This is a genomic window from Sphingobium sp. AP49 (assembly GCF_000281715.2).
In the GTDB taxonomy this organism is placed as follows: Bacteria; Pseudomonadota; Alphaproteobacteria; order Sphingomonadales; family Sphingomonadaceae; genus Sphingobium.
This window is the reverse complement of record NZ_CP124576.1, coordinates 1850709-1877068: the sequence shown is the minus strand read 5'-3', so window position 1 is coordinate 1877068 and position 26360 is coordinate 1850709. Positions and strand designations below refer to the sequence as shown.

The following is a 26360-nucleotide window of genomic DNA, read 5'->3' as shown; positions in this document are numbered from 1 at the left end:
TCCTTCGTTCCTCGTTGAACCAGCGGCAGAAATAGTGCCGCCCCTATTTTGGGGTATCAGCCGGGGGTGCCCATGCTCGATCGACGTTCCTTCCTTGGCAGCGCCGCCGCTGCCTCCCTCGCTGCGCCGATCAGCGCAGAGGCTCTGACCAGCATCCCCCTCCCCGCCCCCGATCTTTTTGGCAGGGATGAGGACGCCTATTGGGCGACGCTGCGCCGGCAATTCCTGATCCCGGCCGATGTCGTGAACCTCAATGTCGGCACGGTCGGCTCCTCGCCACGCCCGGTATTGAAGGCGATCTTCGACGGGTTCGAGACGACCGAGCAGATGACCCAGGAAGGGTCGGAGGATTATCCGATCTGGGGCTATGGCGCCTGGGACCAGTATCGCAAGCCTTTCGCCGATTTCATGGGTGCGAAGGTCGAGCAGATGGCGATCCTGCGCAACTGCACGGAGGCAAACAGCTACATCGCCAACGGCTTCGACATGAAGCCGGGCGACGAGGTGCTGATCAGCGACGAGGAACATGGATCGGGCGAAATGCCCTGGATGCTGCGCCAGCGCCGCTATGGCGTGGTGGTGAAGAAATTCGCCATGCCCAAACCGCCGAAGAACGCGGCCGAGATCCTCAACCGCATCAACGACGCGATCACGCCGAAAACGCGCATCCTCTTCGTCAGCCATATCAGCACCTCGACCGGCGTGGTGCTGCCGGCCAAGGAGATTGCCGCGCTCGCCCGGTCGAAGGGGATCGTCTCCGCCTTCGACGGCGCCCATGCGCCGGGCATGATGAAGGTCGATCTCGATGATATCGGGTGCGACCTCTATACCGGGTCGATGCACAAATGGCTGTTCGCGACCAAGGGCACGGGCTTTCTCTATCTGCGCGACAAGAGCGTGATGGACCGGGTGTGGAACACGATCGCGACCGGCGGCTATGACGACCCGACCCGCATGGCCGACCGCTACATGCAGATCGGCTCTTCCTGCATCCCGACCTTGATGGGGCTCAACGCCGCGATCGGCTTCGCCAACAGCATCGGCATCGACCGGATCGAAAAGCGGAACCGGATGCTCGCCGACTATATCCATGCCGAGATGCTGAAGCGCGGCGCGGAGGACTGGACCTCGCCCGATCCGGCGCTGCGCTGCGCGATCGCGACCGTCAATGTGCCGCCAGTGCAGCGGATGGAATTGCAGGACTGGCTGTGGAAGACCCACAAGGTCCGAATTCGCGGTGGCAACCCCAGCAAGTTGCGCCTCGCCACGCCCTATTTCCTCAGCAAGGCGGACATCGACCGCTTCCTTGGCCTGTTCGACGAATATCGGAAGATGAAGGGGGCCTAGCTGGATCAATTGCACCCCCGTGCGCTTTGCTCTATGGGCGTCCCCAAGCAGCCCCGGCACCCGCTGATCCCTCCCGATTCGCGTTTGCCGGGGCGAAATCTTTTCTGAGAAGAAGACAGGAACGCGTATGGCCCGTCGCCGCCAGATCTACGAAGGCAAGGCAAAGATCCTTTACGAAGGCCCCGAGCCCGGTACGATCATCCAATATTTCAAGGATGACGCGACCGCCTTCAATGCTCAGAAAAAGGGCACGATTTCGGGCAAGGGCGTACTCAACAACCGCATTTCCGAGCATATCTTCACCCTGCTCGGCCAGATCGGCGTGCCGACCCATTTCATTCGCCGCCTCAACATGCGCGAGCAGTTGGTCCGCCAGGTCGAGATCGTGCCGATCGAGGTCGTTGTGCGCAATGTTGCCGCCGGTTCGCTGTCGAAGAAGCTCGGCATCGAAGAAGGCACACAGCTGCCCCGCACGCTGATCGAATATTGCTATAAGGACGATGCGCTGGGCGACCCGCTGATCTCCGAAGAGCATATCGCCTGCTTCGGCTGGGCGACGCAGGAAGAGATGCACGACATTGCCGACATGGCGATCCGCATCAACGACTTCATGTGCGGCCTGTTCGCCGGCATCGGCATCCGCCTGATCGATTTCAAGCTGGAATTCGGCCGCCTCTATGACGGTGACTACAGCCGCGTGATCCTGGCCGACGAGATCAGCCCCGATGGTTGCCGCTTGTGGGACATGGCGACCAACGAGAAGCTGGACAAGGATCGCTTCCGTCGCGACCTGGGTGGCGAAGTCGAAGCCTATCAGGAAGTGGCGCGCCGCCTGGGCCTGCTGCCCGAGGGCCTCGACACCACCGTCCTCGACCTCGACACGCATCGCAAGAAGCGCGAAAAGGACTGACAAACAAAAAGGCCGGCAGCAACGCCGGCCTTTTTTTTGCCTCTCGTTCCGATACGGCCTCAGGCCAACAGCGCATCCGCCATCAGCTTGAGTCCGAGCAGCAGCATCAGCACGTAGATGAGCGTGTAGAAGCGCGCCGCATCGATCCGACGGACCAGCCACACCCCCGCGAAGGTTGCGACCACCGCGACCGGCACCAGCATCGCCGTCGCCATCAGATTGACGCGGGTGAACTGGCCCAGCGCGGCATAGGCCGGCACCTTCATCCAGTTCATGACGGCGAAGGCGACAGCCGTCGTGCCGACCAGCATGTCGCGTGGCAACTTCTTGGGCAGCACCCACATCTGAAAGGGCGGCGAGCCTGCATGGGCGATCTGGCTGGTGAATCCACTGGCGACCCCGAACAGGGTGCCGACCCAACCGGGCGAGGTCGATGGCAGGACGATCGCCCCGCCGCGTTCGACCCAGAGCCGCTGCGCCCCAAACAGAGTGGATATCGCGCCGAGCGCGCCCAGTACCGCCGTTTCCGAAACCTGCGCTGCAAACCAGTAGCCCAACCCGACGCCGATCGCCATGCCGGGCAGCATCACCGCCAGGATGCGGCCGTCCCAGCTGCGGCGGAAGGCCCAGACGCTGACCGCGTCCTGCAGGATCAGGATTGGCAGCAGGATTGCCGCACCCCGTACCGGATCGACGCCCAGCGCCATGATCGGCATGGCGAGCGCACCGACGCCGGCAAACCCGCCCTTGGCAAGTCCGGAAATGATGACGGCGATGATGGCACAGGCGAAATAGAGGATGTCGGGGTTCATGCCCCCGCCTTAGAGGGCGTTGCCCGGAAAGAGAATGGGCGAGCGATATAGACCGCCTCGCTCGTCATCGCCAGCCCCGTTCATGTTCCCGATTGGGCGCGCCAGCGCTTAACGATTGGCGCGATAGCCAACCAGCAAGCCGAAACTGAAGGTCGCCAATAGGGCAAGCTGCACCCGGCCATGCGGGTCGTCATAGCCCATAATCTGCTGCCCCCAGGCAAAAAGCCCCACAAACATTGCCAGTGCCAGACCGGACATGCCCTTAAATCCCCATTGCGCCGATTGTCACATTATCGGCATGGTTCCTAATAAAGGCATAATGTCTTGCCTGCGCGCGCCGCCGCGCCTAGGGGGAGCGGCAAAGTTCATCCCCCCGCAATGGCGGGCGGCATGCCAAGGAGTTTGCACCTCATGAAAGCCCGCATCTTCGTGACCCTCAAGGGCGGCGTCCTCGATCCGCAGGGCCGTGCGATCCACCATGCGCTCGAAGGCCTGGGCTTTGGCGGCGTCAATGACGTGCGCGCCGGCAAGCTCATTGAACTGGACCTGGCCGACGGCACCAGCGACGAGGATATCGACGCCATGTGCCGCAAGCTGCTGGCCAACACGGTCATCGAAAACTACCGCATCGAAAAGGTGGCCTGAGCCATGAAGAGCGCCGTCATCGTCTTTCCGGGCAGCAATTGCGACCGCGACCTGGCGGTGGCGTTCGAGGCTGCGACCGGGTCCAAGCCCGCCATGGTGTGGCATCGCGATACCGAACTGCCCGACGACATCGACCTGATCGGCGTGCCCGGCGGCTTTTCCTATGGCGACTATCTGCGGTCCGGCGCAATGGCTGCCCGCTCGCCGGTGATGCAGGCCGTCGCCCGTGCCGCCGACCGTGGCGCCTTTGTCCTGGGCATCTGCAACGGTTTCCAGGTCCTGACCGAAAGCGGCCTGCTGCCCGGCGCGCTGCTGCGCAATGCCGGCGGCCATTTCGTCTGCCGCGACGTCGCCCTGACCGTCGAGAACGCCCAGAGCGCCTTCACCAGCCGCTATGCCGCCGGTGAAACGATCCGCTTCCCGGTCGCCCATCATGACGGCAATTATTTCGCCGACGACGTCGCGCTCGATCGCCTGGAAGGCGAAGGCCGGGTCGCCCTGCGCTACGCTGAAAGCGTCAATGGTTCGGCCCGCAACATCGCCGGCGTCCTGAACGAAGCCGGCAATGTGCTGGGCATGATGCCGCACCCCGAGCGCGTGATCGAAGCGGCCCATGGCAGCACGGACGGCCAACGCCTGTTCACCGGCCTGGTCGAGGGCCTGCTCGCCCGCGCCTGAGCCATCGGATGGAGAACATAAAAAAGCCCGTCACGCATTCGCGTGACGGGCTTTTTTATGTTCTGGCGGAATAGGCGAACGCGCCTTCCGCTGTTGCTGATCGTCAGCCGCCCCGGTGATAATCATATTCATAGGCGCGCCCCTGCGCCTTGGTCAGCACGGCACCGACGATCGAGCCGCCGGCACGGCGCAGACGCTCTACCGCGACGCGCAGTCCACCATGATGGTTCCGCCCCCATTCCACCACCAGCACCGTCACCTGCACCTTGGCGGCCAGCAAAGGCGAATCGGGCAGGCCCAGGATCGGCGGCGCATCGATCAGCACCGTATCATAACGGTCGCGCACGGCCGCGAGCAGCGCATCGAGCGCCGGGGTCGATAGCAATTCCGCCGGGTTGGGCGGGATCGCCCCACAAGGCAGCAGCGACACACCGGGAACACCGCTATCGACGATCAGTTCGTCCACCTTGGCCTGGCCGGTCAGCGCTTCGCTAATCCCGCCAGCCGGCGTCACCCGGAACAGATTATGCTGCATCGGCCGGCGCATGTCGGCGTCGACCACCAGAATCTTCTTGTCGCGCTTCGCCAGCGCCCGCGCCAGCGCATTGAGAGTCACCGACTTGCCCTCCCCTTCCTGGGCACTGGTGACCAGAATGGAACGGGGCAGGCCGGCAACGGAGGCAAGCAGCAGCGAAGCAGCGATCGGCGTATAGCTTTCCGACTGCGGATCTCGATCGCTTGCCGTCGGCACCGCGCCCAACAACGACAGATTGACCCGCTCTGCCAGCGTGTCGGCCGATGTCACCGCATCGTCGAACATGTGGCGCGCAGCAATCAGTAGCAACCCGAGCAGCATGCCGCCCAGCGACGCGATCAGCATGATCTTGCCGCCATGCGGCGCGAACGGCTGAGTCGGCACCGCGGCCCGATCTAGCGGCTGGATGCGGCCCGCCTGGAATCCCGCCTGCGACGCCATGTCGCGATAGCGTTGCAACAGGCTGTCATGCAGCATGCGATAGGTATCGACCGATCGGCCCATCATGCCGATCTGCATGTCACGTCCCCGTTCGACCCGCGCTTCACGTTCCAGCGCCGCGATTTCCGATGCGATCTGCTTTTCGCCATGGACCGCCACATCATATTCCTGGCGCAACGAGGCCCGGATGCTGTTGGCCATCGATTCCGCCTGATCGTCAAGCGCCGCGACCCGCGCCCGTGCCTCGCGCATTTCGGGATGCGCATCCTTGCGGAACTGACGCTCCTCGACCAGCGCGGCCCGCGCCTGCGCCCGTTCGGCCATCAACTGCTGCATCGCACCATTGCCCAGCACCTCAGGCAGGGTCTCGGCGCTCGCGGCGCGGGCACTTTCCCACCGCTTCTGCGCCGCGATCCGGTCAGCCACCGCCTGCGCGCGAAAGGCGTTGAGCTGGGCCAGCCGCGTCGCCACCGATCCTTCGGACAGCGGCGCATCACGGTCCACTGCCGGCTTGGCCGTTCCATTGCTTGCCGCTTCGGCCTTAGCCGCCTCGTCCTTCGGTGCGGGCACCGCGCCGGTTCGCGCGGCATAAACCGCCATGTCGCGTTCGGCCCGCTCCAGATCCTTGCGCGCCCCGTCCAATTCGCCCAGCAGGAAGCGGCGCGCCTGCACACCCGATTCAAAGCCGCGCTTCAAATCAGCGCGGATCAGGCTGTCGGCATAGCTGTTGGCAACCCGCGCAGACAGGACCGGGTCGGCACTAACGAAGCTGATGCGCAACACCCGCGACTTGCCGGGCAGTTCGACCTCCAGATTGTCGCGGAGCAATTTGACCACCTGCTCATGCTCGACCTGGCGCTGGCTGAGCCCGCCCGTGGCCTGCATCGGCCGCTTGGCATCCATGCCCTGGAAGAAGACGGGACTACCGACCAGCGCCAGTTCGCGTGCGACATCCTCGGCCAGCGCCCGGCTGCGCAGCACTTCCAGCTCGGTCTGCATCATCGTTTCGGTATCGTCGGCCGATGCGGGCCGTTGCGCCGTCCCGGTACCCGCGGCGCCGGCAGGAACATCTTCGACCTCGACCGAAGCGGTCGCCCGATAATCGGGCGTCGAAAACATGATATAGAAGACACCCGCCAGCACGCACAGCGCCATGGTGACGAACAGGATCACGCGATGGCGACGTATGACCGTCCAGATACCACGCGCGCCCTCTACGAAACGGGCGGTGCGGTCCTCGGATGGCGTGGACTGGGTAGCCAGGTCGATGATCCGATGCCGGGATGCCATCAATTTCCTCCGTCGATGGCGATAAAGCCGGTGGCGACCGCAGGGATGGCGATCAGCGCGCCGCCCAATATGGCCTTGGCGCGTGACAGGCCGACGATCACCTGATCCCCGGCCAGGATTTCAGGATCGGGCGCGCCCCCCCGGCGAATGGCACCCAGGTCGAACATAGCCGCCTGGCGCTGCCCCTCGACCGTCCGCACCACCACGACCTGCCCCAGGCTGGCAAGCCGGGTCGGGCCATGGGCCAGCGCCACCGCCTGGATCAGGCCAATGCGCCCTTCGACCGGAAACAGGCCCGGCTCGCGCACCTCGCCATCCACGGTGATGCGACGGCTGACCGCTTTCTTGACGAACACGGTGACCTGCGGTGACACCAGATAACGTTCGCCCAGCCGCCCGGCGATCACATCCGACGCCTCGCCGGCCGTCAGCCCGCCTATCGACACATCGCCGACAAGAGGCAGGCGCACCATGCCCGCAGCGGTCACCTGCGCATCTTCCAGCGACAGCCCGGGTTCATGATAGACCTGGATGCGCAGGACATCGTCCGGGCTGATCACATAATCGCGCCCGACGGCGATCGGCGTCGGGACCAGCGCATAGGCGGCATCGCCCCGTGGCGCATCCTCCACCGTCGCGCAGCCAGCCAGCGACAGGCCGGCGATCGCGCCCGCACATCCCATCATCCTGCCGCTGATCCGACCTAATATTCGGCGCCCCATGCGCATCAACACCCCATCGCAAACCGGTTGGCGCCCGCAAATGGGCCATCGGGCTCGGGGGTTAACGACGCGACAGGGGGATGGCAACCACGTGGGGGGCAGGACGGCCCGTCCGACCGACGATCAGACCGCGATGCGTTGCGCCACTGGCCCCGGCTGGCGACGGGGCTGATCGGGCCAGATGCCGCGCGTGTCATAGACCGCCTTGCCGGCACGCTCGTCGACGGGAACAGATTTGAACATGTCATGATCAACAAGAATGACGAACACGCCGCATTGTTCCAGAGCCGTATCGAGATCGATCAGTTCGGCCCCCGTGCCGGCGAATTCCATCGGCAGATCCTGGGCATAGGGTTCGACCAGCTTGACCCGCTTGCCATAGCGGCGGGCCAGGCGGCTGGCGACCTTGACCGCCGGGCTTTCGCGGAAATCGTCGATGTTCGGCTTGAAGGCGAGGCCAAGGCAAGCGACGTCCTCGCCGGCGAAGGCATCGATCAGGTCGGACGACTTGGCCACGACATAATCGGTCTTGCCGTCATTCACTTCACGCGCGGTGCGGATGATGCGGGCATTTTCCGGATCGCCATGGACGATGAACCAGGGGTCTACGGCAATACAGTGACCACCCACGCCGGGGCCGGGCTGCAGGATGTTGACGCGCGGATGGCGGTTGGCCAGGCGGATCACCTCCCACACATCGATGTCCATGCCGTCGGCAATCACCGACAATTCATTGGCAAAGGCGATGTTGACGTCGCGGAAGCTGTTTTCGACCAGCTTCACCATCTCGGCCGCGCGGGCGGTGGTGGTGATGCAGGCACCCCGCACGAACTGGCGATAGAAACCCAGCGCCTTGCGCGCGCAGCGCGGCGTGATCCCACCGATGCAGCGGTCATTGTCGATCAGCTCGACCAGGATGCGGCCGGGCAGCACGCGCTCGGGGCAATAGGCGATGGCGATGTCACCCGCGATACCGGGGGCCGGCATTTTGAGGTCGGGGCGCAGGTCCGCGATCAGGTCGCGCATCGCCTCGGTCGTGCCGACCGGCGAGGTCGATTCCAGGATCATCGTGTCGCCGGCCTTGAGCACCGGCGCGACCGTCCGCGCGGCCTGGAGCACGTAGGAAATGTCAGGCGCGCGGTCTTCGGCTACCGGGGTCGGCACGGCGATGATGAAGACGTCGCTCGGCTCGACGCAGAGCGACGCGCGCAGATTGCCGCGCGCCACCACGCCTTGCACCAGACCATCCAGATCGACTTCCTCGATATGGACCCGGCCCGAATTGACCGTCTCGACCACATGGGCACTGACGTCGACGCCGACGACATGCGCACCGCCCCGCGCGATCAGCGCCGCAGTCGGCAGGCCGATATACCCCAGACCGATGACGGAAACCTTCTGCTTGGTATCGACAGGCATGTATCGCTCGGTCCTTGAAACAATGAACTTTGCGACCCTTTTGCCCGGAAAGGCTGAAGATTCCGGTAACGATCGTCGCGCGGCCCCGCCACGCGACGATGGACGGCGCGCGCCCTAACGATAGCGTGGCAAAGGCTGTCGCGCCATATGCATCGGCGATCGCACGACCGGCGTGGTGATGATCTTCGCCTTCATCAATTGGCGGATGCGTTCCGCACCATCGGGATTCAGCAGCACCACCCGCGTGCCGCCGGAAGTAAGTGCCTCGATCGTGGAAATGGCGATCGCGTGGCGGGCGCACAGCGCCTTCACATCATCGATCGGCGCGTCGAGGTTGATCGCGCGGCTCATGCGGACAGCATCACATGGCTGGGGATGAGATAGATACAGGTCATGGGAACGACGCTCCTTGCATGGCAAGCGGGAGCGCTGGGGTCTCTCGGTCGCGACAAATGCTTGCAGGCAGGTTTTGCGCGATGCCGCCGGGTAGCAGATAGGGGCGACGGCGTCGCCGCCTTATTTCATCCCGCGATGATATCCGCGATCCGCTGCGCCGCCTTGCCATCGCCAAAGGGATTATGGGCGCGGGCCATCGCCTGATAGGCGGCGTCATCGTCCAGCAGCGCCAGCACTTCGCGCACGATGCGCTCGCGGTCGGCGCCGACCAGCTTCGCCGTACCCGCCTGCACCCCCTCGGGCCGTTCGGTCGTCTCGCGCATCACCAGCACCGGCTTGCCCAGCGAAGGCGCCTCTTCCTGCACGCCGCCGCTGTCGGTCAGCACCAGATGGCACAGGTCGAGCAGCCGGACGAAATGGGGATAGTCGAGCGGTTCGATCATCGCGACATTGGGCAAGTCGCCCAACACCGCATCCATAACCGGACGGACATTGGGATTGGGGTGGACCGGGAAGATCACCGCCACATCGGGCCGCGCGGCAATATCGGCGATGGATCGGGCGATCGCTTCCATGCCGCCGCCGAAATTCTCGCGCCGATGGCTGGTGACGGCAACGATCCGCTTGCCGACGAAACGCGCGGCCAGATCATCCAGGCCGCTGGCCAGCGCCGGTTCGGCATGCACCCGCGCCACCGTCGCCAGCAGTGCATCGATCACCGTGTTGCCGGTGACATGGATGCCCGCCGCATCGCGGTTTTCCTTGCGCAAGGCATCTGCTGCGGCCTGGGTCGGGGCGAAATTCATGTCCGCGATACAGGCGACGACACGCCGGTTAACCTCTTCGGGCCAGGGATGATGGATGTCGCCACTGCGCAGCCCGGCCTCGACATGGGCGACCGGGATCTTGCGATAATAGGCGGCCAGGCTCGCCACCATCGTCGTCAGCGTATCGCCATGCACCACCACCCGGTCGGGCTTTTCCGCGTCGAACGCCTCGCCCAGCGCAACGATCAGCCTGGCCGTCAGCCCGTCCAGCGTCTGGTTGGGGGTCATCACGTCCAGGTCGATGTCCGGCACGATGCCGGCAATCTCCAGCACCTGATCCAGCAGGCCGCGATGCTGCGCGGTCACGATGACGCGCGTGTCGATGTCGGTGCGCGCCTTCAGCGCATGGATCACCGGGAATAATTTGATCGCCTCCGGCCGTGTCCCGAATACCAGCGCTACCTTCATCATCGTCCCATCATCCTGCCAATCGCCGGCCGCTTTGCCAGATAATGGTAACCATGGCCTGAACGAAAGCGTCGCGATCCCGGCTTTTGCAATGGGCGATGCCTATGCTAGAGGCCGCAGCCAAGCTCAATTACCAAGCGCATTTGGAAGCTCCCTATGAAGATTACGATGATCGGCACGGGCTATGTCGGCCTGGTCTCTGGCGCCTGCTTCGCCGATTTCGGCCATGACGTGGTGTGCGTCGACAAGGATGCGGGCAAGATCGCCGCGATCGAGGCCGGCACCATGCCGATCTACGAGCCCGGTCTCGACCAGCTGGTCGGCACCAATGCCGCCGCCGGCCGCCTGACCTTCACCACGGATCTGCCCGCAGGGGTCAAGGGTGCCGACGCCATCTTCATCGCCGTCGGCACCCCTTCTCGTCGTGGCGACGGCCATGCGGATCTGTCCTATGTCTATGCCGCCGCCAAGGAAATCGTCGAGGCGCTGGACGGTCCGGCGGTGATCGTCACCAAGTCGACCGTCCCCGTCGGTACCGGCGACGAGGTCGAGCGGATCGCGCGCGAGCTGCGCCCCGACCTTGACATCCAGGTCGTGTCCAACCCGGAATTCCTGCGCGAAGGCGCGGCGATCGGCGATTTCAAGCGGCCCGACCGCGTCGTCGTCGGCACCACCGGCGATGACCGCGCGATCGCGGTGATGAGCCAGGTCTATCGCCCGCTCAACCTCAACCAGGCACCGTTGATGTTCACCGGCCGACGCACCGCCGAACTGATCAAATATGCCGCCAACGCCTTCCTGGCGACCAAGATCACCTTCATCAACGAGATGGCGGACCTGTGCGAGGCGGTGGGCGCCGAAGTGCAGGACGTGTCGCGCGGCATCGGCCTCGACAAGCGCATCGGCGCCAAGTTCCTGCATGCCGGCCCGGGCTATGGCGGGTCCTGCTTCCCCAAGGATACGCTGGCGCTGGTCAAGACCGGCCAGGATTATGATGCCCCGATCCGCATCGTCGAGACGGTCGTGCAGGTCAATGATTTGCGCAAGCGGGCCATGGGGCGCAAGATCGTCAAGGCACTGGGCGGCGAGGCGCGCGGCAAGACGGTCGCGCTGCTGGGCGTCACCTTCAAGCCCAATACCGACGACATGCGCGACGCGCCCAGCCTGGCGATCGTCCAGGCGCTGGAGGATGCCGGAGCTAAGGTCGTCGCCTACGACCCTGAGGGCATGGAAGTCGCCGCACCGATGATGCCGGGCGTGACCATGACCGGTTCCGCCTATGAGGCGGCAGCCGGCGCCGACGCGCTGGTACTCGTGACCGAATGGGACGCCTTCCGCGCGCTCGATCTCAAGCGCCTGGCCGGGTCCATGACGGCCCCCGTGCTGGTCGACCTGCGCAACATCTATCCCGTTGCCGAGGCAGAGGCCGCCGGCTTCACCGTCAGCCGCGTCGGCGGAAAGGGCAGCGCGGCCTGATGTGGCCCTGGGATGAGGAGGGCACGGACAAACCTGCCCTCCCCCTTCTGCATCACTGGTTGCTGGCGGCTGCCCTCATCCTGGGTGCGATGGTCGCCGTACCGCTGTTCGCCGCGCTGGTCTGAACCGATCAGGCCTTGAGCTTCCAGCCCTTGCGCAGCAGGGTGTAGCATAGCAGCGCCAGCCCGGCATTCAGCGCCAGCAACACGATACTGCCAACCACGACATTGCCGTCGGCCGCCGCGACGAAGCCATAGCGGAAACCGGAAATGGCGTAGAAGAACGGGTTGGCATGGCTGATCCCCCGGAAGACCGGCGACAGGCGGTCGATCGAATAGAAGGTGCCCGACAACAAGGTCATCGGCCCGATCACGAAATTGGTGATCGCCGCAGCATGATCGAATTTTTCCGCCCAGATCGAGGTGAGCACGCCGATCAGCGCGGTCAGCCCCGCCCCCATCAGGCCGAACCAGATAATCGCCCATAAATGTGTCGGCGTCACATGTACGCCCGGCCACAGTGCCATGGCGCCCCACAAGGCCAGGCCGACGCATACCGCACGCGTCACCGCTGCCCCGACCAGCGCCAGCAACAGTTCGCCGACCGACAGCGGCGGCATCAGATAGTCGATCAGCGTGCCCTGCATCTTGCCCGCCAACAGTGAGAAGCTGCTGTTGGCGAAGGCATTGTTCATCATGCCCATCATCATCAGGCCCGGGGCGATGAAATCGGCGAAGGGCACGCCCAATACCTGCCGGTTGGCCCCACCCAGCGCGATCGTGAAGATCACCAGGAACATCAGGGTCGTGACCGCCGGCGCCCAGATGGTCTGCAGCTGCACCTTCATGAAGCGGCGCACTTCCTTGCGATAGAGCGCCCGCGTTCCGGCCCAGTTGACGTTGCGGATCACCAGTACGCCCGGCTCGTGGAACGGCATGGGCGTGGGATGGGCGGCTGCAATTTTGGGCTGGTCGTTCATGATGGGATCGACTATCGGCTGGTTCGTTATGCCGCAAGGGCGTTATGCGCGATTTGAAGTTGCGCCTGCGCGCCCCATATAGGGCGCGTATCTTAGAATTTGAGGAGTGTGCATTTGTCCTGGACCGACGAACGTATCGACCAGCTCAAGGCGATGTGGGAAAAGGGCCTGACCGCGAGCCAGATTGCCGAGGAACTGGGCGGCGTCAGCCGCAACGCAGTGATTGGCAAGGCGCATCGCCTGGGTCTCCAGTCGCGCCCGTCGCCGGTGAAGGCGAACGAAGCGCCCAAGAAGGCGGCTCCGGTGCGCAAGCCTGCCCCGGCGCCTGAAGTGGAAGCGCCGCGCGCCGCCGCGCCGGTCGCGCCGCCGCCTGTCCGCCCCGCCCCGGTCGCGACCGCCGCGCCGGCCGCCGCCCCGACACCCGCCACCCCAGCGCCGGCGGCCGATGCCGCACCGGCCCAGCCGCAGGTGCGCATCGTCTCGGTCGGCCCCGGCGGCTTCCTGCGCCAGGGTCCGGGCGACCAGCAGGCACCGATCCCGCCGGCACCGCCGCGCCGCCTGGTTCCGGCCAAGCCCAGCGCGGACATCGCCGGCAAGACCAGCCTGCTCGATCTCACCGAACGGATCTGCAAATGGCCGATGGGCCATCCGGGTGAACCCGACTTCCATTTCTGCGGCGAAGCGGTGAACCCGGGCTTCCCTTATTGCGTCGAACATTGCGGCCGTGCCTATCAGGCCCAGCTGCCGCGTGGCACGCGCCGCCCGCCCCCGCCATTGCCGTTCGGCGGTCCCCGGGTTCGCTAAGCGCACAGATAAAGAGGCCGCCCCCTCCGGGCGGCCTTTTCTTTTGCCCTTATTTCCCGACCAGCTTCGGATTTTCCGCTTTCCAGACCATCGCGGCGTGGATGCGCCGTTCGACGCTCGGATGGTCGTAGAATAGGATTTCTTCCAGTCGCGAGGGCGAGGAAGCGCGATATTCGATCGTCTTGACCAGCGCCTTGGCGAGGCCATCGGGCTCATGCGCAACCTTGAGCGAGAAGCGGTCGGCGGCATTCTCGTCATAACGGCTGATGCTGTTCATCATCGGCACCAGGAATATCCCGACCACCGCCGCCACGGCCCAGGCAACCGGCATATGCGCTGGATCACTGATCGCTGTGCCGGCACCGAACCAGCGCGCCGCGACCGGATAGAGCCGGTCGACCAGGAAGAACAGCAGCATCGCGAGCAGGCTCATGCCAGTCGCCAGCCACAGCGCATGATGTTCGGCATAATGCCCCATTTCATGCCCTACCACGCCGCGCACTTCGGCCAGGTCGGCGCCCTGCTTGAACATGGTATCGCTCATCGCCACCCGCGCCGTGCCGAACAGACCCGACACATTGGCAGTATAGCGTTCCGACTGTTTGGAGCCGTCATAGATGTAGATCTTGTCGCCCGGCACGCCGGCACGCCGGGCCAGTTCGACCACCGCGTCGCGCGTCGGCCCGACCGGTGCCGGCGTATATTTGTTGAACAATGGTTCAATCGCCACCGGCGCGATCACGATCATCAGGATGATGCCCAGCACCACGACCAATCCCGACCAGGCCCACCAGCGGCGCGGCGTCCGCCGCATCAGCGCATAGATGGCAACCGCCAGCAGCGCGAGCAGGGGAATGCTGATCGCGCTCGACAGCATATCTTCGCCCAGCCAGCCGCCAAAGGACTGGCTGGTCAGACCATAGCTGCGCTCGCGTCCCCAATTGGCATAGATCGACCAGGGCAGTTCGATCACCCAGTCCATCAGGAAGAAGATCAGCGCGCAGAGGAACACCGCTAGATTGGGGCGCCGAATGGGCAGCCGCCGCCCGATCCGCGCCAGCACGCCGCTGCGCCAGATGAGGGTCATGGCAACCAGGGTCACCAGCGCCCCCCAGAGCAGCAGCCAGTGGCCGCCCTGGGTATAGTCGATGGCGCGCGCATGTTCCGCCGGTGACAGCGTTGCGAGATAAGCAGCGGTCGCCGCGTCGGGATTGAAATTTGCAGCCATGCCTGGAGCCCCCGCCTTATGTCGTTCGGCGGGAAGCTAAGTCGATCGCGAGATCAGGTAAAGATCTCAAAGAGAAAGGGCCGGCGCATTGCCGCCGGCCCTTCCATCCCGGCGGATCAGAAGCGGAAGCTGGCGGTCGCCATCAGGCTCTGATTGTCGAACTTGTCGCCACGGTTGATGCTGGTGCCGCCGGATGGCGTAATGATGAAGGGGTTGGTCGCGGGCGCGCTGCCCTGCCCCACATCGACGCGATAGTCGCCCGTGTTATAGCGCGTCCACAGATAGCGGGCGCCGATCGAGAAATTCTGCGCAACCTTGGCCTCGACACCGCCGCCCATGGTGTAGCCCCAGGCATCTTCCTTGCGGTCATGTTCGGTAAAGCTGTTGGCGGTGTTGGTGGTGTCGAAATGGTTCTTCACCTTCGCATAGGCCAGACCGCCGGTGATATAGGGCATGAAGCCGCCATCGGTGGTATAGCCCAGCCGCGCGCGCAGATTGGCATTCCAGCCGATTCGCCGGGTCATGGTATAGCTGGCCGGCGTGCTCGAATATTCGGTCACGCTGTCGCTGACATAGGCCTTGCCGGCTTCGCCGACAATGCCCGCGACGATATTGCCGAACTGCCGGTCATAGCCGACATGGCCCATCCAGCCGATCGCATCCTTGTCGCCGTTGCAACCGCTGGCGGGCGTCGCACCCCGCGCCGACCCGCCACAGGTGCCGGGCGAAAAGGCGTTGGCACCTGCCGCCGTCGTGACGATATTGTCGTAATTGCCGTCCCCGTCCGTGTCGAAGCGCAGATGTTCGCCGCCGTCGCCCTTCGACCAGTTATAGCCGAACGAGCCGCCGACATAGGGGCCGGTCCAGTCGACCTTGCCGCTGTCTTCCTGCGCCATCGCCGGCGTCGCCAAGGCGAGCGCCATCGTGGCGCCGATCGGCGCAAAATGCTTCAATGTCATGATTTTCTCCAGCCTGACCTTGGGGATATACCCTGAGGCAGCAACGGGCCGGAGCATCGATTTGTTGCATAAAGCTGTGTAACAATTGATTGCTGACAATCCTGCGTGCGCAGCGCTTGCACCAGACGCCCGGCTGCCTATAGCTTCATACCATGTCCGAAGACCTGTTCGCCTCCGCCCAGTCCACCACATCGCCGGGCTATGACGCCTCCACCATCGAAGTGCTCGAAGGGCTGGAACCGGTCCGCCGGCGCCCGGGCATGTATATCGGTGGCATCGACGAACGCGCCTTCCACCATCTCGCCTCCGAAGTGCTCGACAACAGCATGGACGAAGCGGTCGCCGGCCATGCCAGCCGGATCGAAATCACGCTGGAGCCCGGCAACAAGCTGACCATTACCGACAATGGGCGCGGCATCCCGATCGACGAGCATCCCAAATTCCCGGGCAAGTCGGCGCTGGAGGTCATCCTCACCACGCTCCATTCCGGCGGCAAGTTCGAGGGCAAGGCCTATGCCACCTCGGGCGGCCTGCATGGCGTGGGCATCAGCGTCGTCAATGCCCTGTCGATCAAGACCGTGATCGAGGTCGCGCGCAACAAGGAATTGTACCGCCAGAGCTTCAGCCAGGGCCTGCCCACCAGCGGCCTGGAAAAGGTCGGCGCCGCCCCCAACCGGCGTGGCACCGCGGTCAGCTTTATCCCCGACAGCGAGATTTTCGGCGAGCAGAAATTCAAGCCGGCCAAGCTCTATCGTCTCGCCCGGTCCAAGGCCTATCTGTTCGCCGGGGTCGAGATACGCTGGAAATGCGCGCCCGAACTGATCAGCGACGATACCCCGCCCGAAGCGGTGTTCCAGTTTCCCGGAGGGCTGGCCGATCACCTCAAGGAGCAACTGGGCGACCGGGAATGCGCCACAACCCAGTTTTTCGCGGGTAATCAGGATTTTCCGGGCGAAGCCGGCCGCGTCGAATGGGCGGTCGCCTGGCCGCTCTGGTCCGACGGTTCCTATAGCTGGTACTGCAACACCATCCCGACACCCGACGGCGGCACCCATGAAGCGGGGCTGCGCGCCGCGCTGGTGAAGGGCATCCGCGCCTTTGGCGAACTGGTCGGGCAGAAGAAGGCGAAGGACATCACCGCCGATGATGTCATGACGTCATCGGAAATCATGCTGTCCGTCTTCATCCGCGACCCGCAGTTCCAGAGCCAGACCAAGGATCGGCTGACCAGCCCGGACGCCGCGCGGCTGGTCGAAAATGCCGTGCGCGACCATTTCGACCATTTCCTGACCGACCATATGGATCGGGGCAAGGCGCTGCTGGCCTATGTCATCGACCGCATGGACGAGCGCCTCAAGCGCAAGCAGGAAAAGGAGGTCAAGCGCAAGACCGCGACCAGCGCGCGCAAGCTGCGCCTGCCTGGAAAGCTCACAGATTGCTCGAATGATGACCCGGAAGGTGCTGAAATCTTTCTGGTCGAAGGCGACTCGGCCGGCGGTTCGGCCAAGCAGGCACGCGATCGCAAGACGCAGGCGATCCTCCCCCTGCGCGGCAAGATCCTCAACGTTGCCTCAGCAAACACCGCCAAGATATTGGCAAACCAGGAAATTGCCGACATGATCCTGGCGCTGGGCTGCGGCACGCGCAAGGATTGCAACCCCGACCAGCTACGCTATGAGCGCGTCGTCATCATGACCGACGCCGATGTCGACGGCGCCCATATCGCCACATTGCTGATGACCTTCTTCTTCCAGGAGATGCCCGAACTGGTGCGACGCGGTCACCTCTTCCTGGCCCAACCGCCGCTCTACCGCCTCGTTGCCGGCGGCAAGAGCCTCTATGCCAAGGACGACGCCCATCGCGAGGCGCTGCTGGCCAAGGAGTTCAAGGGCAAGAAGGTCGAGATCAGCCGCTTCAAGGGGCTGGGCGAAATGAACCCGATGCAGTTGCGCGAGACGACCATGGATCCCAAGACCCGCAGCCTGATCCGCATCACCCTGCCCGACGATATCGAGGATCGGCAGCAGGTCCGCGACCTCGTCGAGCGGCTGATGGGCACCAATCCGGCGCATCGTTTCGCCTTCATCCAGGAAAATGCGGCGGCGGTCGATGAGGAAGCGATCGACGCATGAGGCTGCTGGCAGCCGCGCTTGTCCTGTTCGGGCTCGCGCTGCTGCCAGGGCGTGCCATGGCTGATCCCAGCCCAGCCTATCAGGCGCGGGCGGCGCAGTTGGTCGCCCTGCTCGCCGCACCGGGCGGGGAAGCGGATTTCTTCGCGCCACTCTTTCTGGACGCCGTACCGATCGACCGTTGGCGCGCGATCGCCGCCGACCTGCGCAAACAATATGGCAAGCCGGAAGCGCTGGGTGCCGTCACCCCGCAGAGCGCCACCGCCGGCCAGGTCGAGATCCGCTATGAAAAGGCCATCGTCGCCATCACCCTGGTGGTCGCACCTGACGCGCCCAACCGTGTCGTCGGCCTGCGCATCGTCGGCACTCGCCAGGCCGGCGACAGCATGGATGCGGTGCTGCGTGACATCGCCGCCCTGCCCGGCAGCACCGCCTTTGCCGTCGCCCGCCTCACCGACGCCGGCCCACAATGGCTTCACGCGGTCACGCCCGACCGACAGATGGCAACCGGCTCGTCCTTCAAGCTGGTCGTGCTGGCGGAACTCGCCCGGGCGGTGGAGGCCGGAGAGCGGCGCTGGAGCGATGTGATCCCGCTCGGCCCCAAGAGTTTTTCCGGCCGGTTGATGCAATGGCCCGACCGGGCACCGATGACGTTGCACAGCCTGGCAACGACGATGATCGCGGAAAGCGATAATAGTGCCTCGGACAGTCTGCTATTTGGCCTGGGACGAGATCGGGTGGATGCGATGCGACAGCGTTTCGGCCCGGTCGATATGCGCAGCCTGCCGGTGTTGACGACCGCAGAGGCCTTCGCGCTCAAGATGCCCGCCAATGCCGATCTGCGCCGCCGTTATGAAGGCGGCACAATGGCCAAGCGGCGCGCCTTGCTGGAAGGCGCGGCCGCGCAGTTGACGGCGGCGCAGGTCGATGTTGGCACCGTCGCCGAAACGCCGGTGGCGATCGACACGATCGAATGGTTTGCAACGCCCCAGGGCGAAATCGGCCTGCTTGACTGGCTGCGCCGCCATGGCGGCGATGCGCTGTCCATTCTGGCCGTCAATCCCGGCATCGCCCCGGCCAATGCCCAACGCTGGCAATATCTGGGCTATAAGGGAGGCAGCGAGCCGGGCGTCATCGCCATGAACTTCCTGCTCCAGGCAAAGGACGGCCGTTGGTACGGAGTCAGTGGCGCCTGGAACAATCCTGCCGCGCGGGTGGAAGAAGGCCGGTTCGTCGCTCTGATGACCCGCACGCTCAACCTTCTGGCCGACTGAGTTTCCCGCCCTGCAGGACCTACATCGCGGCGCCCGAGCGCAGGATCCTATTTCAGCTGGTCAGCGCCTCGACCAGGGCCTTGACCTTCTTTTGTCGCCACTGGGGCAACGGTGCGATCAACCAGTAGGATTGCGTCGTGGGCAATGCCTCGCCAACCTGACGCACGCGCCCGGCATCGATGTCAGCCTGCGCCAGTAGCAGCGGCACGTTCGCCCGACCGAAGCCATTGGCCGCCGCCTCTATCGCCAGCCCCGCATCCGCCACCCGGATCGACGCCGGCTGGTCGCTGGCCGGGCAACCTGGCCATTCGATCCGCTGGTCAGGCCCGCCCTCGGCCGCCGCGACCGTGACGAAAACGCTCTCGCCGATCCTGATCCCCTCATGCTCGCCCACGCCCTCACCCAGGCGCAGGGCAAGATCGAGATTGGCCTCGGTAAAGTCGAGCGCCTCGTCGGCGGCGACCAGAGAAAAGGTCAGGCCAGGCTGGCGCGCGGCATAGGCGGCCAGGCGCGGCTGCAGCCATTTGGCGGTGATGTCGCGCGGCGCCGCAATCGTCAGCGACGAACTGGACTGCCCCGCCTGCATCGCGCGAACAGCCTCTTCAAACTCCAGGAATCCGGCGCGCAGCGCTTCCAGGCCGGCCTCGGTCTCCGGCGTCAGTTCCAGCCCTTTTGGCGTGCGGCGGAACAGCACGACCCCCAGCAGGTCTTCGAGCGCGCGGATCTGCTGGCCGACGGCCGCTGGCGTCACCGCCAGTTCGTCGGCAGCGCGGGTGAAGGACAGATGGCGCGCGGCGGCATCCAGCACGCGCAGACCGTTCAATGGCAAATGGGTCCGCTTCATTCGGCCACCGCCGGCGCGATCAGCGCGAAATGGGGGATGGTGACATCGAACATCTCACCGTCCGCGCCAATCATGCTATAGGTACCACGCATCGATCCGGTCGCCGTATTGAGCGGACACCCCGACACATAGTCATAGCTTTTGCCCGGTTGCACCACCGGTTGCTCCCCGATCACGCCTTCGCCCTCCAATTCCTGCTGCAGGCCCCGTCCATCGGTAATGATCCAGTGACGGGTCAGCAGTTGCACGGGCTGGTCGCCCTGATTTTCGATCCGGATATGATAGGCCCAGAACCAGCGACCGCGCTCCGGCTCCGACTGTTCGGGCAGGAAGGTCACGGCGACATGGACGATGATGTCCCGCGTCGTCGCGTGCAGGGGGAACAAGGCGTTCATGTTCCCCGAATGCGCCTACCCGCCCGGTTCCGTCAACGCCCTATCGCCTTGAGCGCCTGGTCGAAGTCGGCGATCACATCGTCCGGATCCTCCAGCCCGACGTTCAGGCGCAGCATATCCTCGGTGATGCCGACTTCCAGCCGTGCCTCTTCGGCCATGCCGAAATGGGTGGTCGATGCCGGATGGGTCATCAACGAACGCGAGTCGCCGATATTGTTGCTGATGTCGACCAGCTCCAGCGCGTTGAGCAGGCCATGCGCCTCCGCCCGGCCGCCGCCGACATAGAGCGAGAAGATCGGCCCGGCCGCGTCCATCTGCTGCATCGCCAGCGCATATTGCGGATGGCTTTCGAGGCCCGGATACAGCACCTTGGGCAGGCGGGTTTCCAGGAATTGCGCAACCTTGAGCGCATTCTCGCTCTGGCGGCGAATACGCAGGTCCAGCGTTTCCAGCCCCTTCAGCACCACCCAGGCATTGAACGCGCTCAGCGTCGGGCCGGTATTGCGGTGGAAAGGCAGCAGCACATTGTCGATCCAGTCGCGGGTGCCGCAAACGGCACCGGCCAATACGCGGCCCTGCCCATCCATCATCTTGGTCGCGCTATAGGCGACGACATCGGCGCCGAAGTCCATCGGCCGCTGCAACGCGGGCGAGGCAAAGGCATTGTCGACGACCGAGGTGATGCCATGCGCCCTGGCGATGGCGCAGACACCAGCGATGTCGACCACGTCCATGGTCGGGTTGGCCGGCGTCTCGAAGAAGAAAACCTTGGTATTGGGCTGTACCGCCGCTTCCCAGGCGGCAACATCGCTGCCGTCGATCGTCGTCGTCGCGATGCCGAATTTGGGCAGCAGCGTATCGACCAGCCAGCGGCAGGAGCCAAAGGCCGCCTTGGCCGCGACGACATGATCGCCGGCCGACAGCTGGCACAGCAGCGCGGCGGTCATCGCCGCCATGCCGGTGGCGGTGGCGCGGCAGGCCTCGGCGCCTTCCAGCAGGGCGATGCGCTGTTCCAGCATCTCCACGGTCGGGTTCTGCAGCCGGCTATAGGTCATGCCCTGCTGTTCGCCGGCGAAGCGCGCGGCGGCATCCTCGGCCCGGTCGTAGCAATAGCCGCTGGACAGGAACAAGGCCTCGGACGTCTCGCCATATTCGGTGCGCGCAGTGCCGCCCCGGATGGCCAGCGTCGCCGGCTTCCAGTTCTTGGTGATCTCAGGGTTCTGCCCGCTCTTGCGCTTCATATCGCCTTCCGCATGTCCATCGTGACGCGCGGCGTATCGCCGCCCAGTATCTGTGCCATCTGGCTCATGTCGCCATTACCGCCCGAGAGGATAACCGCAACCTTCTTGCCACGCATTCGATCCTTTTCCTGGATCAGCGCGGCCAGCGCCACCGCACCGGCACCCTCGGCCAGATTGTGGGTGTCCTGCCAATAGATACGGATCGCAGCCGCCACCTCGTCATCGGTGACGCCGACGAAGCGGTCGGCGCGCGGCCCGAAATAGTCGAGCGCGGCCTGGACCGGGGTGCAGACGGCGACGCCATCGGCAAAGGTATAGGCGGTCGGGCTGGTCAGCAATTGCCCCGCCTCGAACGAGCGCTTGGCGGCATCGACATGGGCGGACACGACGCCGACGATCTTAGTCTTGAGGCCCAGCGCATCCCTTGCCGCGATCGTGGCGCACAGGCCCGATCCGCAGCCGACGGGAACATAGACGGTGTCGAGGTCGGGCACCGCGTCGAATAGTTCCAGCCCATAGCTGGCGACACCGCGCACCAGTTGTTCATGATAGGCGGGGACCATGAACAGCCCCTGTTCGCCAGCCAGGCGCACCGCCTCCATCTTGGCGCTGTCGAAATCATGACCATGCTCGATCAGGGTGGCACCAAAGGCGCGCATCGCCGCATTCTTCTCCAGCGCATTGCCATGGGGAACGACGATCGTCGCCTGCAACCCGGCGGCGCGGGCCGCGCGCACCTGCGCCTGGCCATGATTGCCGCGGGTCGCGGTGATGATGCCCGTCACCTCGGGATGGCTGCAGCGCAGCCAGTCGATATAGGTGATGGCGCCGCGCACCTTGAAGGCGCCGGTCGGCGTGTGGTTCTCATGCTTGACCCAGGTTTCGACGCCGATCCGCCCGGCCAGCAGCGGCCAGGCATATTGCGGGGTCGGCGGCACCTGATCATGGACCATGGCGGCGGCGGCACGAAGGCTGGGCAGGGAAAAGTCGCTCATGCCGCTGCCTAGCTGGCCTGCGAAACAGCCGACAGGACCGCTATGCGCGAATTGGCCCCCTAGAGCCTGATCGTTAGAGGCGGAAGCGCCTTGCGCTTCCGCCGATAGCGTGAACCAGGCTCTATTCTTGGATGCTAGACCTTGATTCACGCTTCAGGCCAATTCAGCCTGAAGCGATCAAGGTCTAGGCGGCCCTCCGCACCCTGCCCTCGATCAGCGGATGCAGATGCGCCTCCTCCCACTCCATATGATCATAAAGCGAGTCCTGCAGCCCCAGCGTGGCCCGCCTGTAATTATCCCAGTCGGCCGTGATCTGGGCCGGGGTCCATTGCTTGATATGATCGCTGTAGCGCAGGAACAGCGCCACCATCGTTCGTCCATGCTGGTGCACGACCGGCTCGGCCTCCACCGCCAGCGGCCCCTGGCGCAAGCCCCGCGCCAGCATGTCTTCCCGCCCCATATGGTCGCGGAACAGCTGGGCGAAGCGGATGCGCCAGCGGGTCAGGAGCGCCATGTCGCGGACGTCATCGTCCATCATGCTGGCAAAATCCCGCATCATGCCCCGCAGGGCATGATGGTCTTCAATCAGTTCAATCGGCATTTGCGTCCCCATTCTCCGATCATATCGACCGGAAACGAAGAAACTTTACGTTTGCGTCATGCAAATGCGACGAACCGAAGCGGAATTAGAGGGCGGCGAGGACCGCGTCGCCCATCTCCACCGTGTTCATCGTGCCGCCCAGATCCGGCGAGCGGGCGCCATCCGCCAGCCCCTTGGCCACGGCCGCCTCGATCCGGTCGGCCGGTTCGGACAGGTTCAGCGAGTAACGCAGCATCATCGCCGCCGACAGGATGGTCGCCAGCGGGTTGGCCTTGCCCTGGCCGGCAATGTCGGGCGCGGACCCATGGATCGGTTCATAGAGGCCCTGGCCGCTGCCGTTCAGCGTCGCCGATGCCAGCATGCCGATGGAGCCCACGCACATGCTCGCCTGGTCCGACAGGATATCGCCGAACATGTTGCCGGTGACGATGACGTCGAACTGGCCGGGATTGCGCACCAGCTGCATCGCGGCATTGTCGACATACATGTGGGTCAGGGCAACGTCGGGATATTCGGCCGACACCTCGATCACCACGTCGCGCCACAGCTGGCTGGTCTCCAGCACATTGGCCTTGTCGACCGAGCAGAGCTTGCCACGACGGGCGCGCGCCGCCTGGAAACCGGCATGGGCGATGCGGCGCACCTCGGCCTCGTTATAGGACATGATGTCATAGCCTTCGCGCAGGCCATCGGCGGTGGTGCGCATGCCCTTCTCACCGAAATAGACGTCGCCATTGGTCTCGCGCACGATCAGCAGGTCGATCGAGCCGGCCACTTCGGGCTTCAGTGCGCTTTCATGCGCCAGTTCGGGGAAGACCTTGGCCGGGCGCAGGTTCGAGAACAGGCCCAGTTCCTTGCGCAAACCCAGGATCGCCTGCTCCGGACGCAGATGACGCTCCAGCGAGTCGCAGTCCGGATCACCGACCGCGCCGAACAGGATGGCGTCGGCGCGCTTGGCGATGTCCAGCGTCTCGGGCGGCAGCGGATGGCCCACCGCCTTATAGGCCGAACCGCCGACCAGACCCTCTTCATAGGTAAGGCCGTCGATCGCCAGCGCATCAAGCACGCGCTTCGCCTGCGTGACGATCTCGGGGCCGATACCATCTCCAGGGAACAGGGCGATCAACATGGGAAACCTCTTTCTAAATCTCTGCCGGCACGGTTCCGCGAAAGAAAATGGCCGCCGCTGCCCGGTGGGCGAACGGAGAATGCGGAAACGGCGCGCCCGCCCTTGCAAAAACTGCGCGCGTTACGCAACCGCTCTTTTCAGGCGATCGACCAGTCTTTCGCGCGCGGCCAGCACATCGGCCCGCCTTTCGGTCAGCACCGAGCGCTCCAGGAAGAAACCGGTGAGGCGCAACCCGTCCATGATCTGCGGCCAATCGCCAGACCCGCCCTGCAGCAAGAAAGGCGGCAGCGACAGCAGGCGGGCCTCATAGCCCTCCGCCCCGGCCCGGCTGACCGCCGCCGCGCTGCGCGGGCTGACGAAGGCCAGGTCGTCGGCGGCGCCGGTGGCGGCGCAACGGCTGAGATCGAGGCCGAAGCCCAGTTCCGCCAGCAGCAGCAACTCATAGCGGACCAGCGCCGCTGCCCAGCCACGCGCCGCCGGCGCCGCTTCGACCGCGCCGAATACGCCGTCCAATGCCTCATAGAGCGTCGGATAGGGCGTTCCTTCTGGCAAGGCCGCCGCCGTCAGCGCGCAGGTCCAGTCGATCGCCGCGGCCGGAAGCGGCTCGCCCAGCAAGGGCGCCCGGCTATGCTCCAGTTCGACCGTCAGGCTCGCCAGTTGATCCTCCGTCCGGGCGCGAAACTCGCCCTTCACGGCGTTGCCTGGCAGCAGCACCGGACGCAGCGTTCGCGACCGCCCGCCGCGCACATAACCCGCTACCAGCCCATGATCGGGCGTCAGCAGCCGCGCGACCGCGCCATGTTCGCCATGAGCACGCAGCGCGCAGACGATGCCGGATGTGATGAGGACGGGCATGGCGCCTTCCTATCGACGATCCGGCATCCGTGCCAAATTAATGTTGCGGCTGCACCTCGCCACGGGTGCGCCAGAGAGAAAGGCCGATGCCGGCCCCCAGCACGCCGGCCGTCACCAGCAGGGAAAAGACCGGCGGGATCTTCTCCAGCCCCAGCATATCGGCCAGAAAGATCTTGGCGCCGATGAAGATCAGCACCACCGACAGCGCATATTTGAGATAATGGAAGCGGTGCACCGCCGCCGCCAGCGCGAAATAGAGCGCGCGCAGCCCCAGGATCGCGAAGATGTTGGAGGTGTAGACCAGATAGGGATCGGTGGTGATGGCGAAGATCGCCGGCACCGAGTCGACCGCAAAGATGACGTCGGCAATCTCGATCATCACCAGCGCCAGGAACAGCGGCGTCGCGTGGAGCAGCGGCTTGCCGCCCGGCTCGGCCGGCTGACGCACGAAGAAATGATCGCCCTCCACCCGGTCGGTCACGCGCATATGACGGCGCAGGAAGCCGAGCAGCCAACTCCCCTCCATCGTCTGTTCCTTGCCCACCGTCCACAGCATGCGGATGCCGGTGAAGATCAGGATCGCCGCAAAGAGATAGAGCGCCCAGGACACATTCTGAACCAGCGCCGCGCCCAGCCCGATCATGATCGCGCGCAGGACGATGACGCCGATGATGCCGCAGAACAACACTTCATGCTGATAGCGGCGCGGCACATGGAAGAAGGAGAAGATCATCGCGATGACGAAGACATTGTCGAGCGCCAGCGACTTTTCGACGACGAAGCCGGTCAGATAGGCGACCGCCGCCTCCTGCCCCATCTGCCAGGCGATCCAGCCGCCAAAGGCGAGGCCAATGGCGATATAGAAGCCCGCCAGCGTCACGCTTTCGCGCACGCCGATCTCGCGCTGCTTGCGATGCAACACGCCCAGATCCAGCGCCAGCAGCGCGATGATGATCGTCAGGAAGAGCGCCCACATCCAGATGGGCTTGTCGAGAAAGTCGGTCGTCAGGAAATCCATGAT

General features: G+C 64.8%; 27 protein-coding genes. 9 read left to right on the top strand and 18 right to left on the bottom strand.

Annotation, left to right across the window (positions count from 1 at the left end; all coding sequences use genetic code 11):
- The first annotated feature begins 72 nt into the window (after window positions 1-72).
- Together PMI04_RS09090 and purC are read left to right on the top strand one after the other, a co-directional pair.
- A complete protein-coding gene (locus PMI04_RS09090) occupies window positions 73-1347 on the top strand; it encodes an aminotransferase class V-fold PLP-dependent enzyme (protein ID WP_007704729.1) in 1275 nt (424 codons plus the stop codon).
- A 127-nt stretch (window positions 1348-1474) separates the two neighbouring features.
- A complete protein-coding gene (gene purC, locus PMI04_RS09085) occupies window positions 1475-2257 on the top strand; it encodes a phosphoribosylaminoimidazolesuccinocarboxamide synthase (protein WP_007704732.1) in 783 nt (260 codons plus the stop codon).
- A 59-nt stretch (window positions 2258-2316) separates the two neighbouring features.
- Here the strand turns inward: purC and PMI04_RS09080 are convergent, their stop codons facing one another.
- Both PMI04_RS09080 and PMI04_RS09075 read right to left on the bottom strand, forming a co-directional pair.
- Window positions 2317-3069, bottom strand: a complete 753-nt coding sequence (locus tag PMI04_RS09080; protein ID WP_007704737.1) for a sulfite exporter TauE/SafE family protein — start codon at window positions 3067-3069, stop codon at window positions 2317-2319.
- Between the two features lie 108 nt (window positions 3070-3177).
- A complete protein-coding gene (locus tag PMI04_RS09075) occupies window positions 3178-3327 on the bottom strand; it encodes a hypothetical protein (protein WP_007704741.1) in 150 nt (49 codons plus the stop codon).
- Window positions 3328-3480: 153 nt separating this feature from the next.
- Between PMI04_RS09075 and purS the strand changes: the two genes are divergently transcribed.
- On the top strand, window positions 3481-3714 hold the full coding sequence (purS, locus tag PMI04_RS09070) for a phosphoribosylformylglycinamidine synthase subunit PurS (protein ID WP_004207358.1): 234 nt from the start codon (window positions 3481-3483) through the stop codon (window positions 3712-3714).
- A 3-nt stretch (window positions 3715-3717) separates the two neighbouring features.
- On the top strand, window positions 3718-4392 hold the full coding sequence (gene purQ / locus PMI04_RS09065; protein WP_007704749.1) for a phosphoribosylformylglycinamidine synthase subunit PurQ: 675 nt from the start codon (window positions 3718-3720) through the stop codon (window positions 4390-4392).
- A 103-nt stretch (window positions 4393-4495) separates the two neighbouring features.
- Here purQ and PMI04_RS09060 read toward each other — a convergent pair whose 3' ends face one another.
- The 5 genes from PMI04_RS09060 to wecB form a co-directional block, all read right to left on the bottom strand.
- Window positions 4496-6658 (bottom strand): polysaccharide biosynthesis tyrosine autokinase, encoded by a 2163-nt coding sequence (locus PMI04_RS09060; RefSeq protein ID WP_007704751.1) that lies wholly within the window; start codon window positions 6656-6658, stop codon window positions 4496-4498.
- Window positions 6658-7344, bottom strand: a complete 687-nt coding sequence (locus PMI04_RS09055) for a polysaccharide biosynthesis/export family protein (RefSeq protein ID WP_007704757.1) — start codon at window positions 7342-7344, stop codon at window positions 6658-6660. The genes PMI04_RS09060 and PMI04_RS09055 overlap by 1 nt, the downstream gene beginning before the upstream one ends.
- A gap of 159 nt (window positions 7345-7503) precedes the next feature.
- Window positions 7504-8799, bottom strand: coding sequence for a UDP-N-acetyl-D-mannosamine dehydrogenase (gene wecC, locus PMI04_RS09050; protein WP_007704761.1), 1296 nt, complete (start codon window positions 8797-8799; stop codon window positions 7504-7506).
- A 114-nt stretch (window positions 8800-8913) separates the two neighbouring features.
- A complete protein-coding gene (locus PMI04_RS09045) occupies window positions 8914-9150 on the bottom strand; it encodes a hypothetical protein (RefSeq protein WP_007704763.1) in 237 nt (78 codons plus the stop codon).
- Window positions 9151-9320: 170 nt separating this feature from the next.
- Window positions 9321-10430 carry a UDP-N-acetylglucosamine 2-epimerase (non-hydrolyzing) gene (wecB, locus tag PMI04_RS09040; RefSeq protein WP_037485211.1) on the bottom strand — a complete coding sequence of 370 codons (1110 nt, stop codon included), beginning with the start codon at window positions 10428-10430 and terminating at the stop codon, window positions 9321-9323.
- Window positions 10431-10586: 156 nt separating this feature from the next.
- Between wecB and PMI04_RS09035 the strand changes: the two genes are divergently transcribed.
- Both PMI04_RS09035 and PMI04_RS09030 read left to right on the top strand, forming a co-directional pair.
- Window positions 10587-11906, top strand: a complete 1320-nt coding sequence (locus PMI04_RS09035) for a UDP-glucose/GDP-mannose dehydrogenase family protein (RefSeq protein WP_283184873.1) — start codon at window positions 10587-10589, stop codon at window positions 11904-11906.
- Window positions 11906-12031, top strand: a complete 126-nt coding sequence (locus tag PMI04_RS09030; protein WP_007712491.1) for a hypothetical protein — start codon at window positions 11906-11908, stop codon at window positions 12029-12031. Before PMI04_RS09035 ends, PMI04_RS09030 begins: the two co-directional genes overlap by 1 nt.
- Before the next feature lie 5 nt (window positions 12032-12036).
- Here PMI04_RS09030 and PMI04_RS09025 read toward each other — a convergent pair whose 3' ends face one another.
- Window positions 12037-12885: an ABC transporter permease gene (locus PMI04_RS09025; protein ID WP_007712492.1), complete on the bottom strand. Its 849-nt coding sequence runs from the start codon at window positions 12883-12885 to the stop codon at window positions 12037-12039.
- A 114-nt stretch (window positions 12886-12999) separates the two neighbouring features.
- Here PMI04_RS09025 and PMI04_RS09020 point away from each other — a divergent pair, with 114 nt between their 5' ends.
- Window positions 13000-13689 carry a GcrA family cell cycle regulator gene (locus tag PMI04_RS09020; RefSeq protein WP_007712494.1) on the top strand — a complete coding sequence of 230 codons (690 nt, stop codon included), beginning with the start codon at window positions 13000-13002 and terminating at the stop codon, window positions 13687-13689.
- Window positions 13690-13738: 49 nt separating this feature from the next.
- Here PMI04_RS09020 and PMI04_RS09015 read toward each other — a convergent pair whose 3' ends face one another.
- Together PMI04_RS09015 and PMI04_RS09010 are read right to left on the bottom strand one after the other, a co-directional pair.
- Window positions 13739-14917 (bottom strand): M48 family metallopeptidase, encoded by a 1179-nt coding sequence (locus tag PMI04_RS09015; RefSeq protein ID WP_007712496.1) that lies wholly within the window; start codon window positions 14915-14917, stop codon window positions 13739-13741.
- A 116-nt stretch (window positions 14918-15033) separates the two neighbouring features.
- On the bottom strand, window positions 15034-15876 hold the full coding sequence (locus tag PMI04_RS09010) for an outer membrane beta-barrel protein (protein ID WP_007712498.1): 843 nt from the start codon (window positions 15874-15876) through the stop codon (window positions 15034-15036).
- 152 nt (window positions 15877-16028) lie between these two features.
- Between PMI04_RS09010 and parE the strand changes: the two genes are divergently transcribed.
- Window positions 16029-18008, top strand: coding sequence for a DNA topoisomerase IV subunit B (gene parE / locus PMI04_RS09005; RefSeq protein ID WP_007712501.1), 1980 nt, complete (start codon window positions 16029-16031; stop codon window positions 18006-18008).
- Window positions 18005-19279, top strand: a complete 1275-nt coding sequence (locus tag PMI04_RS09000) for a serine hydrolase (RefSeq protein WP_007712503.1) — start codon at window positions 18005-18007, stop codon at window positions 19277-19279. The genes parE and PMI04_RS09000 overlap by 4 nt, the downstream gene beginning before the upstream one ends.
- A 52-nt stretch (window positions 19280-19331) precedes the next feature.
- Here PMI04_RS09000 and PMI04_RS08995 read toward each other — a convergent pair whose 3' ends face one another.
- The 8 genes from PMI04_RS08995 to PMI04_RS08960 all read right to left on the bottom strand — a co-directional run bounded on the left by PMI04_RS08995 (window position 19332) and on the right by PMI04_RS08960 (window position 26357).
- Window positions 19332-20123 carry a LysR family transcriptional regulator gene (locus PMI04_RS08995; RefSeq protein ID WP_007712506.1) on the bottom strand — a complete coding sequence of 264 codons (792 nt, stop codon included), beginning with the start codon at window positions 20121-20123 and terminating at the stop codon, window positions 19332-19334.
- Window positions 20120-20518, bottom strand: coding sequence for a Co2+/Mg2+ efflux protein ApaG (gene apaG / locus PMI04_RS08990; RefSeq protein ID WP_007712507.1), 399 nt, complete (start codon window positions 20516-20518; stop codon window positions 20120-20122). The genes PMI04_RS08995 and apaG overlap by 4 nt, the downstream gene beginning before the upstream one ends.
- A 32-nt stretch (window positions 20519-20550) precedes the next feature.
- Window positions 20551-21759: an aminotransferase class I/II-fold pyridoxal phosphate-dependent enzyme gene (locus tag PMI04_RS08985; protein ID WP_007712509.1), complete on the bottom strand. Its 1209-nt coding sequence runs from the start codon at window positions 21757-21759 to the stop codon at window positions 20551-20553.
- A complete protein-coding gene (locus tag PMI04_RS08980; RefSeq protein ID WP_007712510.1) occupies window positions 21756-22754 on the bottom strand; it encodes a threonine dehydratase in 999 nt (332 codons plus the stop codon). The genes PMI04_RS08985 and PMI04_RS08980 overlap by 4 nt, the downstream gene beginning before the upstream one ends.
- A gap of 184 nt (window positions 22755-22938) precedes the next feature.
- The gene (locus tag PMI04_RS08975) at window positions 22939-23355 is read right to left on the bottom strand and encodes a hypothetical protein (RefSeq protein ID WP_007712511.1); all 417 of its coding nucleotides are present in this window, start codon (window positions 23353-23355) and stop codon (window positions 22939-22941) included.
- An 85-nt stretch (window positions 23356-23440) separates the two neighbouring features.
- Window positions 23441-24484 (bottom strand): 3-isopropylmalate dehydrogenase, encoded by a 1044-nt coding sequence (gene leuB, locus PMI04_RS08970; protein WP_007712512.1) that lies wholly within the window; start codon window positions 24482-24484, stop codon window positions 23441-23443.
- Window positions 24485-24604: 120 nt separating this feature from the next.
- On the bottom strand, window positions 24605-25339 hold the full coding sequence (recO, locus tag PMI04_RS08965) for a DNA repair protein RecO (protein WP_007712516.1): 735 nt from the start codon (window positions 25337-25339) through the stop codon (window positions 24605-24607).
- Window positions 25340-25376: 37 nt separating this feature from the next.
- Window positions 25377-26357 (bottom strand): TerC family protein, encoded by a 981-nt coding sequence (locus PMI04_RS08960; RefSeq protein ID WP_007712528.1) that lies wholly within the window; start codon window positions 26355-26357, stop codon window positions 25377-25379.
- Window positions 26358-26360: the final 3 nt, after the last annotated feature.

What these genes read in the sequence shown, in the direction of transcription:
- PMI04_RS08960 (WP_007712528.1), bottom strand. Translation starts at nt 26,357, where the DNA reads ATGGATTTCCTGACGACCGACTTTCTCGACAAGCCCATCTGGATGTGG.
- PMI04_RS09090 (WP_007704729.1), top strand. Translation starts at nt 73, where the DNA reads ATGCTCGATCGACGTTCCTTCCTTGGCAGCGCCGCCGCTGCCTCCCTC.
- PMI04_RS09000 (WP_007712503.1), top strand. Translation starts at nt 18,005, where the DNA reads ATGAGGCTGCTGGCAGCCGCGCTTGTCCTGTTCGGGCTCGCGCTGCTG.
- parE (WP_007712501.1), top strand. Translation starts at nt 16,029, where the DNA reads ATGTCCGAAGACCTGTTCGCCTCCGCCCAGTCCACCACATCGCCGGGC.
- purS (WP_004207358.1), top strand. Translation starts at nt 3,481, where the DNA reads ATGAAAGCCCGCATCTTCGTGACCCTCAAGGGCGGCGTCCTCGATCCG.
- PMI04_RS09045 (WP_007704763.1), bottom strand. Translation starts at nt 9,150, where the DNA reads ATGAGCCGCGCGATCAACCTCGACGCGCCGATCGATGATGTGAAGGCG.
- PMI04_RS08985 (WP_007712509.1), bottom strand. Translation starts at nt 21,759, where the DNA reads ATGAAGCGCAAGAGCGGGCAGAACCCTGAGATCACCAAGAACTGGAAG.
- PMI04_RS09080 (WP_007704737.1), bottom strand. Translation starts at nt 3,069, where the DNA reads ATGAACCCCGACATCCTCTATTTCGCCTGTGCCATCATCGCCGTCATC.
- purQ (WP_007704749.1), top strand. Translation starts at nt 3,718, where the DNA reads ATGAAGAGCGCCGTCATCGTCTTTCCGGGCAGCAATTGCGACCGCGAC.
- PMI04_RS08980 (WP_007712510.1), bottom strand. Translation starts at nt 22,754, where the DNA reads ATGAGCGACTTTTCCCTGCCCAGCCTTCGTGCCGCCGCCGCCATGGTC.
- wecC (WP_007704761.1), bottom strand. Translation starts at nt 8,799, where the DNA reads ATGCCTGTCGATACCAAGCAGAAGGTTTCCGTCATCGGTCTGGGGTAT.
- apaG (WP_007712507.1), bottom strand. Translation starts at nt 20,518, where the DNA reads ATGAACGCCTTGTTCCCCCTGCACGCGACGACGCGGGACATCATCGTC.
- leuB (WP_007712512.1), bottom strand. Translation starts at nt 24,484, where the DNA reads ATGTTGATCGCCCTGTTCCCTGGAGATGGTATCGGCCCCGAGATCGTC.
- PMI04_RS09035 (WP_283184873.1), top strand. Translation starts at nt 10,587, where the DNA reads ATGAAGATTACGATGATCGGCACGGGCTATGTCGGCCTGGTCTCTGGC.
- PMI04_RS09025 (WP_007712492.1), bottom strand. Translation starts at nt 12,885, where the DNA reads ATGAACGACCAGCCCAAAATTGCAGCCGCCCATCCCACGCCCATGCCG.
- PMI04_RS09075 (WP_007704741.1), bottom strand. Translation starts at nt 3,327, where the DNA reads ATGTCCGGTCTGGCACTGGCAATGTTTGTGGGGCTTTTTGCCTGGGGG.
- PMI04_RS09015 (WP_007712496.1), bottom strand. Translation starts at nt 14,917, where the DNA reads ATGGCTGCAAATTTCAATCCCGACGCGGCGACCGCTGCTTATCTCGCA.
- PMI04_RS08995 (WP_007712506.1), bottom strand. Translation starts at nt 20,123, where the DNA reads ATGAAGCGGACCCATTTGCCATTGAACGGTCTGCGCGTGCTGGATGCC.
- wecB (WP_037485211.1), bottom strand. Translation starts at nt 10,430, where the DNA reads ATGAAGGTAGCGCTGGTATTCGGGACACGGCCGGAGGCGATCAAATTA.
- PMI04_RS09060 (WP_007704751.1), bottom strand. Translation starts at nt 6,658, where the DNA reads ATGGCATCCCGGCATCGGATCATCGACCTGGCTACCCAGTCCACGCCA.
- PMI04_RS09055 (WP_007704757.1), bottom strand. Translation starts at nt 7,344, where the DNA reads ATGATGGGATGTGCGGGCGCGATCGCCGGCCTGTCGCTGGCTGGCTGC.
- recO (WP_007712516.1), bottom strand. Translation starts at nt 25,339, where the DNA reads ATGCCCGTCCTCATCACATCCGGCATCGTCTGCGCGCTGCGTGCTCAT.
- PMI04_RS09030 (WP_007712491.1), top strand. Translation starts at nt 11,906, where the DNA reads ATGTGGCCCTGGGATGAGGAGGGCACGGACAAACCTGCCCTCCCCCTT.
- PMI04_RS09010 (WP_007712498.1), bottom strand. Translation starts at nt 15,876, where the DNA reads ATGACATTGAAGCATTTTGCGCCGATCGGCGCCACGATGGCGCTCGCC.
- purC (WP_007704732.1), top strand. Translation starts at nt 1,475, where the DNA reads ATGGCCCGTCGCCGCCAGATCTACGAAGGCAAGGCAAAGATCCTTTAC.
- PMI04_RS08975 (WP_007712511.1), bottom strand. Translation starts at nt 23,355, where the DNA reads ATGCCGATTGAACTGATTGAAGACCATCATGCCCTGCGGGGCATGATG.